19 protein-coding genes are annotated in these 15,308 nt (G+C 65.6%); 12 read left to right on the plus strand and 7 right to left on the minus strand.

Going from position 1 to position 15,308, the window contains the following annotated elements:
* Positions 1–35: 35 nt before the first annotated feature.
* The 6 genes from ACEWQ0_RS01640 to ACEWQ0_RS01665 all read right to left on the minus strand — a co-directional run bounded on the left by ACEWQ0_RS01640 (position 36) and on the right by ACEWQ0_RS01665 (position 5,927).
* On the minus strand, positions 36–1,232 hold the full coding sequence (locus ACEWQ0_RS01640; protein ID WP_476484301.1) for a heme biosynthesis HemY N-terminal domain-containing protein: 1,197 nt from the start codon (positions 1,230–1,232) through the stop codon (positions 36–38).
* Positions 1,229–2,512, minus strand: a complete 1,284-nt coding sequence (locus ACEWQ0_RS01645) for a uroporphyrinogen-III C-methyltransferase (RefSeq protein WP_476484302.1) — start codon at positions 2,510–2,512, stop codon at positions 1,229–1,231. Before ACEWQ0_RS01645 ends, ACEWQ0_RS01640 begins: the two co-directional genes overlap by 4 nt.
* Before the next feature lie 75 nt (positions 2,513–2,587).
* Positions 2,588–3,337, minus strand: a complete 750-nt coding sequence (locus ACEWQ0_RS01650) for a uroporphyrinogen-III synthase (protein ID WP_476481594.1) — start codon at positions 3,335–3,337, stop codon at positions 2,588–2,590.
* Between the two features lie 273 nt (positions 3,338–3,610).
* A complete protein-coding gene (gene hemC, locus ACEWQ0_RS01655) occupies positions 3,611–4,525 on the minus strand; it encodes a hydroxymethylbilane synthase (protein WP_476481595.1) in 915 nt (304 codons plus the stop codon).
* Positions 4,526–4,530: 5 nt separating this feature from the next.
* A complete protein-coding gene (locus ACEWQ0_RS01660; protein WP_476481596.1) occupies positions 4,531–5,250 on the minus strand; it encodes a LytR/AlgR family response regulator transcription factor in 720 nt (239 codons plus the stop codon).
* The gene (locus tag ACEWQ0_RS01665; RefSeq protein WP_476484303.1) at positions 5,247–5,927 is read right to left on the minus strand and encodes an alpha/beta hydrolase; all 681 of its coding nucleotides are present in this window, start codon (positions 5,925–5,927) and stop codon (positions 5,247–5,249) included. The genes ACEWQ0_RS01660 and ACEWQ0_RS01665 overlap by 4 nt, the downstream gene beginning before the upstream one ends.
* Between ACEWQ0_RS01665 and lptM the strand changes: the two genes are divergently transcribed.
* The 12 genes from lptM to ACEWQ0_RS01725 all read left to right on the plus strand — a co-directional run bounded on the left by lptM (position 5,926) and on the right by ACEWQ0_RS01725 (position 14,386).
* Complete coding sequence (gene lptM / locus ACEWQ0_RS01670) at positions 5,926–6,114, plus strand: LPS translocon maturation chaperone LptM (protein ID WP_476481598.1); 189 nt, start codon at positions 5,926–5,928, stop codon at positions 6,112–6,114. The genes ACEWQ0_RS01665 and lptM overlap by 2 nt on opposite strands.
* Before the next feature lie 4 nt (positions 6,115–6,118).
* Complete coding sequence (dapF, locus tag ACEWQ0_RS01675; protein ID WP_476484304.1) at positions 6,119–6,979, plus strand: diaminopimelate epimerase; 861 nt, start codon at positions 6,119–6,121, stop codon at positions 6,977–6,979.
* Positions 6,958–7,638, plus strand: coding sequence for a DUF484 family protein (locus tag ACEWQ0_RS01680; protein ID WP_476481600.1), 681 nt, complete (start codon positions 6,958–6,960; stop codon positions 7,636–7,638). Before dapF ends, ACEWQ0_RS01680 begins: the two co-directional genes overlap by 22 nt.
* A 3-nt stretch (positions 7,639–7,641) precedes the next feature.
* A complete protein-coding gene (gene xerC / locus ACEWQ0_RS01685) occupies positions 7,642–8,541 on the plus strand; it encodes a tyrosine recombinase XerC (RefSeq protein ID WP_476481601.1) in 900 nt (299 codons plus the stop codon).
* Between the two features lie 129 nt (positions 8,542–8,670).
* Entirely contained in the window at positions 8,671–9,222 is a 552-nt protein-coding gene (gene hslV / locus ACEWQ0_RS01690) for an ATP-dependent protease subunit HslV (protein ID WP_476481602.1), read from the plus strand.
* 3 nt (positions 9,223–9,225) lie between these two features.
* Complete coding sequence (gene hslU, locus ACEWQ0_RS01695) at positions 9,226–10,566, plus strand: ATP-dependent protease ATPase subunit HslU (protein ID WP_476481603.1); 1,341 nt, start codon at positions 9,226–9,228, stop codon at positions 10,564–10,566.
* Between the two features lie 113 nt (positions 10,567–10,679).
* Positions 10,680–11,498: an ABC transporter ATP-binding protein gene (locus tag ACEWQ0_RS01700; RefSeq protein WP_476481604.1), complete on the plus strand. Its 819-nt coding sequence runs from the start codon at positions 10,680–10,682 to the stop codon at positions 11,496–11,498.
* Positions 11,495–12,262, plus strand: coding sequence for an MlaE family lipid ABC transporter permease subunit (locus tag ACEWQ0_RS01705; protein ID WP_476481605.1), 768 nt, complete (start codon positions 11,495–11,497; stop codon positions 12,260–12,262). Before ACEWQ0_RS01700 ends, ACEWQ0_RS01705 begins: the two co-directional genes overlap by 4 nt.
* A gap of 10 nt (positions 12,263–12,272) precedes the next feature.
* Positions 12,273–12,743: an outer membrane lipid asymmetry maintenance protein MlaD gene (gene mlaD / locus ACEWQ0_RS01710; protein WP_476481606.1), complete on the plus strand. Its 471-nt coding sequence runs from the start codon at positions 12,273–12,275 to the stop codon at positions 12,741–12,743.
* A complete protein-coding gene (locus ACEWQ0_RS01715) occupies positions 12,740–13,345 on the plus strand; it encodes an MlaC/ttg2D family ABC transporter substrate-binding protein (protein ID WP_476481607.1) in 606 nt (201 codons plus the stop codon). The genes mlaD and ACEWQ0_RS01715 overlap by 4 nt, the downstream gene beginning before the upstream one ends.
* Positions 13,338–13,658 carry an STAS domain-containing protein gene (locus ACEWQ0_RS01720; protein WP_476484305.1) on the plus strand — a complete coding sequence of 107 codons (321 nt, stop codon included), beginning with the start codon at positions 13,338–13,340 and terminating at the stop codon, positions 13,656–13,658. Before ACEWQ0_RS01715 ends, ACEWQ0_RS01720 begins: the two co-directional genes overlap by 8 nt.
* Positions 13,655–14,386 carry an MlaA family lipoprotein gene (locus ACEWQ0_RS01725; protein ID WP_476484306.1) on the plus strand — a complete coding sequence of 244 codons (732 nt, stop codon included), beginning with the start codon at positions 13,655–13,657 and terminating at the stop codon, positions 14,384–14,386. The genes ACEWQ0_RS01720 and ACEWQ0_RS01725 overlap by 4 nt, the downstream gene beginning before the upstream one ends.
* On the opposite strand, the gene ACEWQ0_RS01730 is transcribed toward ACEWQ0_RS01725, so the two are convergent.
* Positions 14,377–15,282 carry an SDR family oxidoreductase gene (locus ACEWQ0_RS01730; protein ID WP_476481610.1) on the minus strand — a complete coding sequence of 302 codons (906 nt, stop codon included), beginning with the start codon at positions 15,280–15,282 and terminating at the stop codon, positions 14,377–14,379. The two genes, ACEWQ0_RS01725 and ACEWQ0_RS01730, sit on opposite strands and share 10 nt — an antisense overlap.
* Positions 15,283–15,308: the final 26 nt, after the last annotated feature.

Genomic DNA, 15,308 nt, shown 5'->3' on the forward strand with positions numbered 1-15,308 from the left:
TTGCGGTTCGGCTTGCGGTGCGGGTCTCGACCCGCTCAGACGGGTTTTGACGGCGCAGGCAGGGGCTCGGCGCCGCGGCCGTTGCGAAGCCGCAGTGCGTTGCGATAGCACTGGGCCGCAGCCTCGAGCTTGCCGGCGCGGTCAAGCACGCGGCCAAGGGCGGCATAGGCGCGGCTGTTGGGACGCTCTCTCACCACCGTCTCCAGGCATTCGCCGGCACGCTCATACTGCCGATCTTCCAGGTAGAGCAGACCCAGGGTTTCCTGGAGACCAATGTGCTCCGGATGCGAAGCCAGCCACTTCTGGCATTGTCGAATGCGGTGCGTGCGCTCGCCCTCATCTGCAACGGCGTAGAGTGCCAGCAATTCGTCGTCCGGCTCGGCGGCCAGGTGACGCTCGAGCAGGCCCGATGCGCGTGCCGTCCGTCCCAGCTCGGAGGCCCGACGGGCGTAGGCGGCGACCAGTGTGCGCTGCTGACGCAGCTTGCGCGGCAGCTCCTTCCAGCTCGATTCGAGATGATCAATGTCCAGGCTGCCGCCCAGCTCGCGCTCGGCGGACAGAACAACAAGCTCGTGCGCGCGTTCACGATCGACCACGCCGGCCCGGCGCAACGCCGGCGCCAGCAGCCGCAGATCACGCCAGCGACCCAGCTCCTGGTATTTTTCGAGCAGCAGGCGCAACACCCCGGAGTGACGCGGTTTTTTCAGATGCAGCTTTTCCAGAACCGCCGTGGCTTCCTCGGCCTGGCCTTCGGCAGCCAGCAGCCGCGCGCGGGCCAGATTGGTGACGAAGTGCCGCCGCCCGAATCGCCCGTCGGCATGCTCGAGCCAGCGATCGCGTCCAGTGTGGTCACCGCGGCCCTGGGCGGCTCGCGCCGCGGCAAGATAACCGGCGGTCGAGTCACGATGACTCAGGGATTTTTTCAGCGCGCGCTCGGCGCCCTGCCAGTCGCCTTCGGTCAGCGCCAGGAAGCCGGTTTCCAGCTGGCGGCGGGAGCGTCTTTCGCGGGCACGGCGAATGGTCCGGGCCGGCAGCCTCAACAGGCCCACCAGCAGCGACAGCAGAATCCAGAACGCGAGTACCGCCCCGACCAGAACCAGCAGGGAGGTTTCCACGCGCCAGCGCCCGAAATCGAGCTGCACGTGCCCCGGGTCCTCGACCAGAAAGGGCGCCAGCAGGGCCGTGGCAACCAGCGCAAACGCCACGGCAATGATGATGAGCAGGCGCTTCACGAGTCCGCGATTCGGCGTTCGGCTTCCGCCAATGCGCCGCCCAGCTCAGGCAGCGCGGGCGCCTGCGGCGCCGAAGCCACCTCGGAGAGTGCCTCGAGCCCTCTGGCGACCTCTCGACTGGTCACGTCGAAATGTTCACGCACAAGCTCTTCAGCCGTTTTCAGGTGGAGCTGCAGCTCCTCGCCGCTGCGGCGGGCGGCGGCCATCTGGGCCGCTGCCAGATGCAGCGCAAGTCGGGTGCGAACGCTTGCCGCAGCCGCCGGCGTCAGCGGCGCTGACTCCCGCGGCGTAACTCGCACCAGGCCGCTCATGGTTTCGCGCAGACCCGACCACCAGCCCGCATCGCCCTGCTCGCCGCCGGCAGCGGTCTGATCCTGCACGCCGTCGCCGCCGGCATTGCGCAGCGGCCAGCCGGCCAGCTCTTGTTCGATGGCAGCCAGCCGGCCAATCAGCGTCGGCCAGTCGGTTACCTGCATCGACTCGAGCGATTCCAGCTCCTGGGCAAGCCGTTGGCGAAGCCGCTCGAACGAGCCGGAGTCGATCTTGCCAAGCCGCGCCCTGGCGCTGCGCCAGGCGGCCAGCGCGCCGTCGCGATCATCAGCCAATTCGATGCGGGCACGTCCTTGTCGCAGCAGCACGGCCACTTCCATCAGCGCGGCCTTGCGGCCCGCCTGATCCATCAGCTCCTCGATACGATCGGTGCGCAGGTTGCCGCTCTCTTCCAGGCGGGCCTCGAAATCGGAGAGTGCCGAATCGACCTGCTCGGACAGCGTCGACAGGCGTTGCTGAATCTGTTCGCGGTCGCTGGCAGCGGCCTGGATCTGGCGGCGCAGCGCCTCGGGCTCCTCACTGCTGGAGGCGACCGCTTCACTCAGTTCCTCGAGACGGGACTGCGCTTCCTGCAGTCGCTGCGAGAGCTCGTCGGTACGCGCCTGCAGTGACTCCAGCGACCCGCCCTGCTCTTCCACAGCCGCGGCCAGCGCCGGCTCGGCTTCGGCCTGGTCGTTCTCGGCCAGCCACCATTGCCAGCCTGCCAGCCCGGCCGCTCCCAGCGCTACGATCAGCGCAAGCGCAGCCAGCGCGCCACCGCCGCGACGCGGCCCGGCGCGCTGCTCCCGCTGCTTGGCGGCGTCGGGGTCGGGCTGCACGTCCGACGATGTGGTGTCCGTCGGCTCGTGGCGCCGTGGTGTCTGGTCGGCAGACCCGCCGTCAGCGGGTTTCCGCCCGGCTTGGTTGTCGCCGGTTTCTTCTTTTTCGGAACGGTGGTCGTCGTCGCTCATTGGCTCGCTGGTGGCGCTGCAGGCCGCGTGCGGATAAACGTCGAGATTAACGCAAAAACGCCATCCGGTGTGAGACTAGCGAAGTTGCCTGGACATGACCTCGAGCATGATGTCGTCGGAAGCACCGCTTGCATCCAGGCACTTTCGGGCACCCTGGCGCTCGGCGTAATCGGCCACGCGCCGCGACGGGACGATCAGGGGCGCCTCGCGAACACGCTCGGCAGCGGCCTCAGGCAGATTCTCGAACAGCCCCCTGACCGCTTCGAGACTCGCGCCCAGAGTCACCAGCGAACGCGCCGCCGTGATCCGCCGGGCTGCGCCCTCGGGCAGCTCACAGGCCACGCGGCGATAGACATGGATACGCTCCATCAGGGCGCCCCGCCGCTCGAGCACTTCGCCCATCAGGCTGCGCCCGCCCGCGGCGGCCAGGATCAGGATATCGAGCCCGTCGACGTCCTGCAGCTCGGGCATGGCCAACATCGCCTCACTGGTGCCGTAGTGCTCCGGATAGACGACGTTGTCGAGTCCGAGCTCATGCGCAACCGACGCGGTGCCCTGGCCCGGCACGATGATCAAAGCGCGGTTGAGTAGCGCCGTGCCCGCCAGCGCCACCGCCTGACGAACGGCTTCATGACTGGTCAGGATGACGCGATCGGCCGGTAGCGCCGTCGCCAGCTGATCGGCGACTTCTTCAGGGTTTTCAGGAGGCTGCAGTTGAAATGGCGCGCACTCCAGCGGTTCATGGCCCATTTCGGTTACGCGCTCGATGAGCTTCTGGACCGCCGGCTGCGTGCGTGTGATCAGAACAAGGGTTTTTTCAGACATCGAGGCTCTCTCTTTTCAGCCGCCGAATACAAGAAAAGCCTGCCGATCGGGCAGGCTTTTCTTTAAGAGGATTCCGGGCGTCTGGCACAGCTCACCAAAGTGCTGGGGGCTTGCGTGTTGGCGTTGGCAGTAGGGGGACGCACCTCAGCAAACTGCACCGTGGGTGACGCCCGGAAAGCAAATCGTAATCAGCCCCTGTGACCACCTTTTGAGACACTCTGACACAGTTATCGGGCAATGTCCAGCCAAAGTCAGATAATAACGGACCGACTTTCAAATCTGTGACAGGATTCTCTCCCCGCCCTGTGCCAGCAGCGATCGGGCGGCTTCCTGGCCGAGACTTTCACCTTCGGAACGAGCACCTTCGACCCGGGCATCGAGCACCTCACTGCCATCCGGGCTGGCCAGACGTGCATCCAGCCGGATGCGGTCCTGCTCCAGGCGAGCGAAGGCCGCCAGCGGCATGCGGCAGTCGCCGCCGAGCTCGGCCACAACCGCGCGCTCGGCGCGCATTCTGTCGTAGGTGTCGTCGCAGTTGAGCGCACTGAGCTTTTCCAGGGTGTCGCTTTCGCCCGCGCGGCACTGCACCACGATCACGCCCTGCCCGGCTGAAGGCAGAAACGACGGCGGCTCCAGGGGCAGCGTGTGCTCGCGGCCGATTTCGAGGCGCCGCAGCCCGGCCGCGGCGAGAATCAGGGCATCGACGTCACCCGAGTCGAGCCGGGCCAGGCGGGTTTGCACATTGCCACGCACCGTCACCACTTCAAGGTGCGGCCAGCGGGCCAGCAGCTGGCTTTGTCGGCGCAGGCTGGCCGTGCCGACCTTCGACCCGGCGGGCAGATCTTCGGGCCGGGCCGCGGTGCGGGTAATCCACCAATCGCGCCAGTCCTCACGAGGCAGAAAGGCAGCCAGCTCGAATTCCCGCGGCGGTACCGCCGGCACGTCCTTGAGCGAGTGCACGGCGATATCGGCCTCGCCGTCGAGAATGGCGCGCTCCAGCTCCTTGAGAAACAGCCCCTTGCCGCCGATCTCGGCCAGCGAGCGGTCCAGTATCTCATCGCCGCGCGTGCTCAGCGGCACCAGGCTGACGTCCATCTCGGGATAACGTGCGCGCAGCTGCTGGGCCACGTGTTCGCTCTGCCAGAGCGCCAGCTTGGACTTGCGAGTCGCGATTTTAAGAGTTGTCATGTCGTTCACGCCTCAGTGATGTCACGGCCGTCGAGAATCTGGCGAACCTGGGCCAGATTGCGGCGGCTTACGGGGGGGCAGCAGTCGCTGCCGTCGAGTTCAACGCGTTCTTGCCCCTGCTCGTCGCGAAACAGACCGCGCAGGTAGCGACGCGCTACCAGGGCCTTGCGATGAATGCGTACGAACTGGCGGGCGTAACGCCGCTCCAGGCTGACCAGGGAGTCTTCCACCAGAGCCTCGCCCGTGTCGAAGTGGACGACAGTGTACTTGTCTTCGGCCACCAGGGCACGGATGTCGACCACGGGAATCGTCAGCACTCGGTCTCCCAGCCGCGTGCGCACAACGGCGGCCGGATCAACCGGCCGGTGGCGCGCCCGGTCGAGTGCACGCGCCAGGCGTTCAGGGCGAATCGGCTTGACCAGATAGTCGACGGCCGCCAGCTCGAAGGCGTCGACGGCGTACTGCTCGAAGGCGGTCACGAACACGATGGCCGGCGGCGACTCCAGCCGCCCCAGCCTGCGCGCCACCTCGATACCGTTCAGGCCCGGCATTTCAACGTCCAGGAACACAACGTCGGGCAGCAGCTCGTGGCATCGGTCCAGCACCTGGTCGGCGCGATTGGTGGTCGCACAGACGGCAACGTCGGCCTGCGCTTCGAGCAGGCGCGCCAGGCGGTCAGCCGCCGGCTGTTCATCGTCGACGACAAGGGCGCGCATCGCGCTCATTGCAGGCGCTCACTCAGCCACTGGTCGATGGCTTGCACCTCTTCGGCGCACACGGCATGCGGCATCGGCCAGGTCTGCCAGGCGACCTCGAGACCGGCCGCGGCCAGCCGCCGGGCGCCGGCCTGGCCCAGCTCGACGGGGACAATCGGGTCCTGGCTGCCGTGCCCCATGAAAACCGGCATCGATGGTGCCTGCGCGCTCATCCATTCGGTCAGCTGCTCGGCGCCGAGCAGGTAGGTCGACAACCCCACCACGCCGGCCAGAGGCTCGTTCCGGGCCAGCCCGCAGCGCAACGCAATCGCGCCGCCCTGGGAAAACCCCGCCAGAACCAGGTTGCCGGATGGAATGCCCGCTGCAACCTGTTCGTCGACCAGGGCATCCACCTGGCGCAGCGACGCACGAATGCCGTCCATGTCCTGGTTGCGATCGATATCCACGCCCAGAATGTCGTACCAGGCGCGCATGGCCATGCCACCATTGATGGTCACCGGTCTTTGCGGGGCGTGCGGGAAAATGAAGCGCACCGGGCGGCGGGCAGCGCAGTTGAGCTGCGGTACAATCGGCTCGAAGTCATGCCCATCAGCACCCAGGCCGTGCAGCCAGATAACGGCATGCTCCGGATCCTCGCCGGTCTCGAGGACCAGGCGTTCAAGTTGCAAGTCACTGGAGTCATTCATGCGTGCCAGTTTAACCGCCCTTGTCGTTGTCCTGTTGGGCACGGTCGCGCTGTCGATCAGCGGTTGCGGCCTCAAGGACGATCTCTATCTGCCCGATGACCCAGCGGACGCTGCGACGGCTCCCGCGACCACGCAAGACGATGACGCACGCAACGGCGAGAAGAAGCCTGCCGGCGCGGGTGGCTGAGCCGATGAACGCCGACTCGAAAGACGCGCTCGCCTTTCACAAGCTCGAGGCGCTGGGCAACGATTTCATGCTGATAGACGCCCGGCGCCGGTCGCTGTCGGTGCCCGATGAACTGGTGCGGCAGTGGGCCGACCGCCATCGCGGCGTGGGATTCGATCAGCTGCTCGTTCTGCACGCCGCCGAACATCCCGAGCATCACTGCCGCGTGGAGATCCGCAACGCCGATGGCAGCACCGCCGAGCAGTGCGGCAACGGCATGCGGGCGCTGGGGCTGTGGCTCCACCAGGCCGACGGCACGACCGGCAAGGTCGAGGTGAGCACGCCTGCCGGCACGGTCACGATCGCCTACCGCAGCGACGATGACATCGCCGCTACGCTGTCGGTGCCGGATTTTTCACCCGCAGCCGTGGGGCTGTCAGGCAGCGCCGGCTTTCCCCGCACTTTTTCAGTGGGCCCGGAAACGCTGGCGGTGCACGGCGCCTCGATGGGCAACCCGCATCTGCTGGTCATCGAACCCGAGCGGCCGTCGGCCGAACGCGTCGAGCACATCGGTCGGGCTCTGGGCCAGGACCCGGCGCTCGCCGACGGCGCCAACGTCGGCCTGGCGGTCGTCGAGTCGCGGCGGCGCGTCCATCTGCAGGTGTTCGAGCGCGGCGCCGGGCCGACCCTGGCCTGCGGCAGCGGCGCCGGCGCCGCGGCCGCCATTCTGCTGCGCCTGCGCCAGGTCGACAGCCCGGTCGAAATCCTGCAGCCGGGCGGATCGCTTGTGATAGATTGGAGCGGAGAGGGGCAGGCGGTAACCACCGCCGGACCCGCCCGTGAAGTGTTTGCAGGAGTCATCCCATGTCCGATCCCGGCCAATTGAACGAACACCGCGTCGCCGAGTGGCTGGCGGCTCATGCCGACTTTTTCACGCGCCATCCGGAGCTGCTCGACACACTCGAGCTGCCGCATGAAACCGGCGCCAGCTCCCTGATCGAGGTACAGGTTGCACGGCTGCGGCGGGAGAATCACCAGCTGCAAGCTCAGCTCGAAACCCTGGCCGACATCGCTGGCGAGAACGAGCGGCTCATGCAGCGACTGCACCAGCTGACGCTGGAGGTGATGACAGCGGCCTCCAGCGGCGAGTTCGTCGAGCGCCTGACGCGGCGACTGGCTGATGATTTCGACGCCCGCAGCGTGCGCCTGCACCTGCTTGCGCCACAGCCGGACCTCGCCGAGTGCCAGGCGGTCGCCTTGCACGAGCGCGGCGTACCCGGGTGGTTCGAGCAGCTGCTGGAAAGTGAGCGCATCGAGTTCGGGCGCCTCACCCGCGCCAAGCTCGAAACCCTGTTCCCGGACGCCCATGACGCCATCGGCTCGGCCGCGCTGGTACCGATTGCGGGGCTGGGCCTGCTGGCCATCGGGGCGGAGTCGCCTGAGCGTTTCCATCCCAACATGGGCACGCTGTTCCTCGAGCTTCTGGGCACCACCATTCGCCATCGCCTCGAGCAGAACGCCGGGGACGAACGCAAGCGCGCTTGAGCCGTGGATATCGGGGCGGCCATTTCCGCCTTTCTTGCCCATGCCGCAGACGAGGCCGGGCTCAGCGCGGCGACCATCGACGCCTATCGTCGCGATCTTGATCGTCTCGCGGCCTGGTGCCGCGAACACGGCATCGAGCGCATCGAGGCGCTTTCCCAGCCGGATGTCCGCAGCTTTGCCGCCAGCGAGCACCGTCGTGGCCTGTCGCCGCGCAGCGTGCAGCGCCGACTGTCCGGGCTGCGGCGTTTTTTCCGCTACCTCAGACGCGAACGGATCATCGCGGGCGATCCGGCACAGGATGTGCGCGCACCGAAGGTCCGGCGCAAACTCCCGGAAGTGCTCGATGTCGATCAGGTTCAGGCTCTGCTCGAGATTCCCGAAGAGAACGAGCTCGCCATCCGCGACCGCGCCATGCTCGAGTTGTTCTATGCTTCCGGCCTGCGGGTCAGCGAACTGGCCGGTCTGGTCTGGGATCAGCTCGACCTCGGCGAGGGCATGGTTCGAGTACTCGGCAAGGGGCGGAAGGAGCGTATCGTACCGGTGGGCCGGCATGCCGTACGCGCCCTCGGGCAGTGGCAAAAGATTCACGCCGCAGCCGCCGGCATCGACCAGCGACGCATATTCACCAGCCTCAAGGGCCGACCCCTTGGCGTGCGCGCCATCCAGAAACGCGTCGCCTACTGGTCGCAGCGCCAGGGGCTCGACCAGAGCGTTCATCCGCACCAGCTCAGGCACAGCTTCGCTTCCCACATCCTCGAGTCTTCCGGCGACCTCAGGGCCGTTCAGGAGCTGTTGGGCCACGCCAATCTGACCACAACGCAGATCTACACTCATCTGGACTTTCAACACCTGGCAAAGGTCTACGACGAGACCCATCCGAGAGCGAGGAAGAAGTCCGAATAAGCAACCACCCAAGCCGCCCGGCTACGCCGGTCTCGACCATCGAGATTCGGTTCTACGCACCCCTGCCTTGCCCCATGCCGTAAAGACCCCCATGTTCTTCCCTCACCCAACGGCAGCGAGCCCACGACAATGGAACAATATCGCGGCACGACCATCGTTTCGGTGCGGCGCGGCGACCAGGTGGTGATTGCCGGCGACGGCCAGGTCACGCTCGGCAACACGATCATGAAATCCAACGCGCGCAAGGTCAGAAGACTGTACAAGGGCCAGATTCTGGCCGGTTTTGCCGGCGCCACGGCAGACGCCTTCACCTTGTTCGAACGCTTTGAAAGCAAGCTGGAGATGCATTCCGGCCATCTCACTCGCGCGGCCGTGGAGCTGGCCAAGGACTGGCGCACCGATCGCCTGCTGCGGCGCCTCGAAGCGCTGCTCGCGGTGGCCGATCACGAGGCCTCGCTGATCATCTCGGGCAACGGCGACGTGATCGAGCCCGAAGAGGGCCTGATCGCGATCGGATCGGGCGGCCCCTTTGCCCAGTCTGCCGCCCGCGCCCTGCAGCGCCACACCGAGCTCGACGCCGAGGCGATCTGCCGCGAGGCTTTGACGATTGCCGGTGAGGTCTGCATCTATACCAACCACCATTTCACCGTCGAGACGCTCGACACCAACTCAACCGAGTAGATCATGACGCAGATGACACCCCGCGAAATCGTCCAGGAACTGGATCGCCACATCATTGGCCAGGCCGATGCCAAGCGCGCTGTGGCCATCGCCCTGAGAAACCGCTGGCGACGCATGCAGGTCGACGAGAAGCTGCAGCCGGAGATCACGCCCAAGAACATCCTGATGATCGGGCCGACCGGTGTCGGCAAGACCGAAATCGCACGCCGCCTGGCCAAGATGGCCAGGGCGCCCTTCATCAAGGTCGAGGCGACCAAGTTCACTGAGGTGGGCTATGTCGGCAAGGATGTCGAGTCCATTATCCGCGACCTCACCGAAGCGGGCTACAAGCTGGCGCGCGACGAGGCGATGAACAAGGTGCGCTCGCGCGCCGAAGACGCGGCAGTCGAGCGCGTGCTCGACATCATGCTGCCGCGCCAGCAGAGTTCGGGCTTTGCCAATGCGCCAGAGGAGGAAACCGATACCTCCACCGAGACCCGGCGCAAGATGATGCGAAAGCTCCTCGACGGCGACTTCAACGAGCGCGAGATCGAGGTCGATCTCGACATGCACATGGGCGTGGAGATCATGGCGCCGCCGGGCATGGAAGAGATGACCAACCAGCTCCAGCAGATGTTTTCCAACATGTCCGGGCAGCGCAAGCAAAAGCGCCGCATGAAGGTCAAGGACGCCATCCCGGTGCTGGTCGAGGAAGAAGCTGCGCACATGATCAACGACGAAGAGGTCAAGCAGCAGGGTCTCAAGATCGCGGAGCAGCACGGCATCGTCTTTCTTGACGAAATCGACAAGGTGGCCCGCCGCGCCGAAGGGGGCGGCTCGGGCGAGATTTCGCGCGAGGGCGTGCAACGTGACCTGTTGCCGCTGGTCGAAGGCACCACGGTCAACACGCGCTACGGACCGGTCAGCACCAACCACATTCTGTTCATTGCCTCGGGCGCTTTCCATGTCGCCAGACCTTCCGACCTGGTGCCCGAGCTGCAGGGTCGCCTGCCCATTCGCGTGGAGCTGCGGGCCCTGTCGGTCGAGGACTTCAAGCGCATCCTGACCGAACCTGACGCCTGCCTGACCGAGCAGTACGTTGCATTAATGGCCACCGAGGGCCTCGATCTGGAGTTCACCGACGACGCCATCACCCGCCTGGCCGAAATCAGCTTCGCGGTCAATGAATCGACCGAGAACATCGGCGCGCGACGGCTGCACACGATCATGGAGCGTCTGCTCGAGGAAGTCTCGTATTCTGCACCCGACCACAGCAGTGAAAAGGTGGTTGTCGATGCCGAGTACGTCGATCGCTCGCTGAAGGATCTGGCAGGAAACGAAGACCTGAGCCGTTACATTCTTTAACTGCTGCAAGCGGGCAACGACCGGCAGCGAGCGCAGATCGGGCGGCACGCAAACCAAACTTGCGGCCGCCTTTGCGGTCGGATCACGGACAGGCCGGGATAATCCTAATCAATATGAGTCAAGCTTCCGATATAGCCATTTCGCTCAAGGGCGTGACTGTTCGTCTGGGCGGGCGTGCGATTCTCGAGGATTTCGACCTCGACGTGCCCGCTGGGCAGGTCACGGCCGTGATGGGCCCAAGCGGGGCGGGCAAGACCACCGTGCTGCGGCTGATCACCGGCCAGCTCAAGCCCGATGCTGGCGAGGTGTGGATCGGTCAGACGCGGGTCGATCGCCTTGGCAGCAAGGCGCTGGGCCGTGTCCGTCGCAACATCGGTGTGCTGCTGCAAAACGGCGCCCTGTTTACCGACCTGACGGCCTTTGACAACGTCGCCTTGCCTCTGCGCGAGCACACCGACCTGCCCGCGTCATTGATACGCCGCGTGGTGTTGATGAAACTGGAGATGGTGGGCCTGCGCGGCGCCGCCGATCTTTATCCGGCCGAGCTGTCAGGCGGCATGAAGCGCCGCGTCGCTACCGCACGCGCCATGGCGCTGGACCCACAGACCGTCATCTATGACGAGCCTTTTGCCGGACTCGACCCGATCTCGCTCGGCGTGTCCCTGCGCTTGATCCGCGATATCAATGCGGCCCTGCGCACCACCAGCATCGTCATCACCCACGACGTGCGTGAGGTGACCCGGCTGGCCGAACACGCCTGCATCATCGCCGACCGTCGTCTGGTGGCTGCGGGCACGCCCGACGAGCTGGCCGCCAGCGACAACCCGTTGGTGCGCCAGTTCATGCAGGGCCAGCCCGACGGACCGGTGCCGTTTCACTATCCCGGCCCAACGCTCGATGAGCAGCTGCTGACGCAAGGGGAAACGAGATGAGCGCCGGCCCATCACATACCGTACTGGCCGCCCCCGTTCGCGAGCTTGGCCGAGCCGGCCTGTTTCTGCTCACGGCCATTTCGCGCATGCGCTTTGGCCCGCGCCAGCTGGGCGAGATCCTGCGCCAGGTATATTTTGCCGGCGTACGCTCGCTGGTCATCATCGTCATCAGCGGCTTTTTCGTCGGCCTGGTGCTGACGCTGCAAACCTATGACACCCTGACGCGCTTCGGCGCGGCCGATGCCGTATCGACGGTGCTGGCCCTGTCCTTGTTTCGCGAGCTTGGCCCGGTGCTGGCCGCCCTGCTGTTTGCCGGGCGCGCGGGCACCTCGATTACCGCCGAAATCGGCCTGATGCGCGCCACCGAGCAGCTTGACGCGCTCGACCTGATGGCCATCGACCCGATGGAGCGCATCGTGCAGCCGCGCCTGCTGGCCGGCCTGATTGCCCTGCCGGCGCTGGTGCTGATCTTCAACCTGACCGCGATTGTCGGCGGCATTTTCTTTGCCGTCTACCTGATGGGCAGTGATCCAACCACCTTCTGGGCCAACATGCAGTCATCGGTCGGGCTGATGCGCGACTTCGGCGGCGGCATGCTCAAGTCGGTGTGCTTCGGCTTCGTGGCTGCCTGGCTGGCGGTCTGGTTCGGCTGGTCGGCGCGCCCCACCAGCGAAGGCGTGGCCCTGGCAACAACCCAGACCGTGATCGCGACCGCCATCGTCGTGCTGATGCTCGACTTCGTTCTTTCAGCATTCATGCTTTGAAGGGAAAACCATGAGATCGTCCCAACAAATCGAACTGACCGCCGGCGTTTTTCTGCTGCTGGCCATCGCCGCGCTCGTCTTTCTTGCTCTGCACGCTACCGACCGGGGCGTGGTGTCGGGCGAGCACTACGAAGTCACCGCCGAATTCTCCAACATCGGCGGCCTCAAGCCGCGCGCCAATGTCAGCATGGGCGGGGTGCCCATCGGCATGGTCGAGTCGATCGTGCTCGACCCGGAAACCCTGGAACCCCGAGTAACCATGCGCATCAGCAGCGAATACGATCAGCTTCCCGAAGACACCTCGGCCTCGATCCTGACCAGCGGCATTCTCGGGGATCAATACATCGGCCTCGAGCCGGGGGGTTCGCCCGAAGCGCTGCAAGACGGCGACAGCATTCTGATCACCAGCTCGGCGATGGTGCTCGAGCAGCTGATCAGCCGCTACATGTTCAACACCGAAGGTGAAGGAGAAGAGCAGTGATTCGTATTCTGGGACTCATGATTCTGCTTGCTGGCAGCGCGGTTCAGGCAGCCGACGACCCGGCATCCGTCATTGCCGACACCACCGCACATCTGTCGGAACTGATCCAGGACAACCGGCAGCACTACCGGGATGACCCCGAAGAGCTCAAACGCGACGTCAAGATGGCACTGCTGCCGATCATCGACGAAGTCTACTCGGCACGCCTGGTACTGGGCCGCAACGCCCGCGGCCGGGATCAAGAGCAGATCAAGGCGTTTGCCGACGCATTGGCCACGCAGCTGCTCGACCGCTACGCCACCGCCCTGCTCGACTACGACCTCCACGAGCGTGTCGAAATCCTGCCGCTGGCCGGCAAGAACACCGAGCGCCAGACCCGGGTGCGCACCCGGGTGCAGCTCGACAGCAGCCAGAAAGCACCGGTGGATTACGTCATGCGCAAGACCGACGAAGGCTGGCAGGTGTTCGACGTTATCGTCGAAGGCATTTCCTACGTGGCCACCTTCCGCTCGCAGATCGATCAGGAGATTCGCGAGACCAGCTTTGACGACATGCTCGAGCGCCTGCAAAGCGGGCAGTACGAGGTGGAGATCGATGACTGACAGCGGCGAGACACTGTGGTTGGAAGGGCAAATGACCGCCCGGGAAGTGCCCGCGCTGGAGCGGCACTACCGCGACCGCTTCAAGCAGCTACCACTGTCTTCGCGCATCAATCTGGAGAAGGTCGAAAGCGCCGACTCCAGCGCGCTGGCCCTGCTTCTGGAGTGGCAAGCGCAGGCCCGGCAGGCCGGTGCCGATCTGCATTTTGACACCCCGCCGCGGGCACTGAAGGTCATTGCCCGCCTGACCGGGGTTGCCCCGCTGCTGGGGTGGGAGCAGGCGGCCGGAAATACCGACTCCGGAGCGCAGGAATGACCCGCTCACTGCTGCTGGCCGCCGCGGCCGTCATCTTGCTGGCCGGCTGCGCGACCACGCCGGCGCCACCGGACGAGCGCCATCCCCAGGACCCCTGGGAGCACTACAACCGCGAGGTCTTCAAGTTCAACTCGGCAGTAGACCAGGCAATCGTGCGTCCGCTGGCGGTCGGCTACGGCAAGATCACGCCGGCGCCGGCGCAGCGCGGCATTCGCAATTTTTTCGCCAACATCCGCTCTCCGGTTGACCAGATCAACCTGCTGCTGCAGGGCCGCCCGGCCGATGCCGGTACCGAGTTCATGCGCTTTCTGGTCAACACCACCGTGGGGCTGGCCGGCCTGTTTGATCCGGCTACCGACAGCGGCATCGAGAGCTTCGACGAAGACTTCGGTCAGACCATGGCGGTCTGGGGCTGGGAAGACAGCCGTTTCATCATGCTGCCGTTTCTCGGGCCGTCGACCCTGCGCGATGGCCTGGGCCGCGGATCCGACATCTATACCGATTTCGTCTGGCGCTGGACGTTGAAAGAGTCCAGCTATGGCCTGATCGGGCTCAACGTGCTCCAGCTGCGCCACGCTCTGCTGCCGCTCGACGAAGACCTCAGAAGCGCCTACGACCCTTATACCTTCATGCGCGATGGCTGGCTGCAGCGCCGCCGCCACGCCATCGGCGACGGCGACGACGAACTGCCGGACTACGAAGCCTTTCTCGACGACGGTCAGCCGTAGAGCGAAAGCAGGTAACCCAGGCGGTCGCGCACCCAGGTGCTGACGGGCGTCAGCTTGACATTCAGGCGCTGCTCCAGCGCCGCCGTATCCACCCGGGGCCCGTCGTCGAGACTGGCATAGCCCGCATACAGCCCGGCGAGAAGCTCGCCGGCATGTGCGCTGCCGGTATAGTGGCTCATCGACTCGGCAAAAGCGTCGATACTCAGCGGCGCATAATGCACTTCGCGACCGTAGACATCGACCAGCAGGCGACAGAGCTCGGGAGCGGACACCGCCTCGGGACTGGCCACGTCAATCACCTCGCCGACCACATCGGCGTCCAGACAAGCCACTGCGATCCGCCCCTGATCTTCGGTCGCAGTCCAGTTCAGACGCTGATCGATATCCAGCGGCGGATAGATCAGGCGACCGTACTCGCGAATCTCGCGGGTCACGTGTGGCCACACCAGGTTACCCAGATAGAGCGTCGGGCGCAGAACCACCGCCGGCACATCGGCCGAGACAATCCGCTCGGAGAGCCGGCGCAGACCGTCAACGAAGGGCCCCGGCGGCATGTCGTCACCGCAATAGCCGCTGGTGGTAAACACCACCCGCCCAAGCTTTCGATCGGCTGCGGCAGCAAGCACATGGTCAACGATCCGCTCGGCCTCCGGCAGATCGGGCATCACCGGCAGGTGAAAAAACACGGCGTCAACCCCATCGGCTGCGGCCTGAACATCGTCTTTGTCGAGCAGGTCGGCGTGCACCTTGTCGACGCTTCCGGGCAGCATTTCCTGTGCCTGATCCAGATCACGGGTCGCCGCACGCACCGCCCAGCCGGCGTTGATCGCCGCCTCGACCACGGGATAGCCCTGGGTGCCTGTCGCGCCGAAGACCAGCAGCGTTTTCTTGTCCATGCACAATCACCTCTGTCTTAGCTGCA

It is taken from the genome of Wenzhouxiangella sp. YN9 (genome assembly GCF_056324165.1).

Bases quoted from the DNA above. Each gene is read 5' to 3' on its own strand.
- ACEWQ0_RS01645 (WP_476484302.1), bottom strand. From the start codon at position 2,512: ATGAGCGACGACGACCACCGTTCCGAAAAAGAAGAAACCGGCGACAAC.
- ACEWQ0_RS01650 (WP_476481594.1), bottom strand. From the start codon at position 3,337: ATGTCTGAAAAAACCCTTGTTCTGATCACACGCACGCAGCCGGCGGTC.
- hemC (WP_476481595.1), bottom strand. From the start codon at position 4,525: ATGACAACTCTTAAAATCGCGACTCGCAAGTCCAAGCTGGCGCTCTGG.
- ACEWQ0_RS01660 (WP_476481596.1), bottom strand. From the start codon at position 5,250: ATGAGCGCGATGCGCGCCCTTGTCGTCGACGATGAACAGCCGGCGGCT.
- lptM (WP_476481598.1), top strand. From the start codon at position 5,926: ATGCGTGCCAGTTTAACCGCCCTTGTCGTTGTCCTGTTGGGCACGGTC.
- ACEWQ0_RS01665 (WP_476484303.1), bottom strand. From the start codon at position 5,927: ATGAATGACTCCAGTGACTTGCAACTTGAACGCCTGGTCCTCGAGACC.
- dapF (WP_476484304.1), top strand. From the start codon at position 6,119: ATGAACGCCGACTCGAAAGACGCGCTCGCCTTTCACAAGCTCGAGGCG.
- ACEWQ0_RS01680 (WP_476481600.1), top strand. From the start codon at position 6,958: ATGTCCGATCCCGGCCAATTGAACGAACACCGCGTCGCCGAGTGGCTG.
- hslV (WP_476481602.1), top strand. From the start codon at position 8,671: ATGGAACAATATCGCGGCACGACCATCGTTTCGGTGCGGCGCGGCGAC.
- hslU (WP_476481603.1), top strand. From the start codon at position 9,226: ATGACGCAGATGACACCCCGCGAAATCGTCCAGGAACTGGATCGCCAC.
- ACEWQ0_RS01700 (WP_476481604.1), top strand. From the start codon at position 10,680: ATGAGTCAAGCTTCCGATATAGCCATTTCGCTCAAGGGCGTGACTGTT.
- ACEWQ0_RS01705 (WP_476481605.1), top strand. From the start codon at position 11,495: ATGAGCGCCGGCCCATCACATACCGTACTGGCCGCCCCCGTTCGCGAG.
- mlaD (WP_476481606.1), top strand. From the start codon at position 12,273: ATGAGATCGTCCCAACAAATCGAACTGACCGCCGGCGTTTTTCTGCTG.
- ACEWQ0_RS01720 (WP_476484305.1), top strand. From the start codon at position 13,338: ATGACTGACAGCGGCGAGACACTGTGGTTGGAAGGGCAAATGACCGCC.
- ACEWQ0_RS01725 (WP_476484306.1), top strand. From the start codon at position 13,655: ATGACCCGCTCACTGCTGCTGGCCGCCGCGGCCGTCATCTTGCTGGCC.
- ACEWQ0_RS01730 (WP_476481610.1), bottom strand. From the start codon at position 15,282: ATGGACAAGAAAACGCTGCTGGTCTTCGGCGCGACAGGCACCCAGGGC.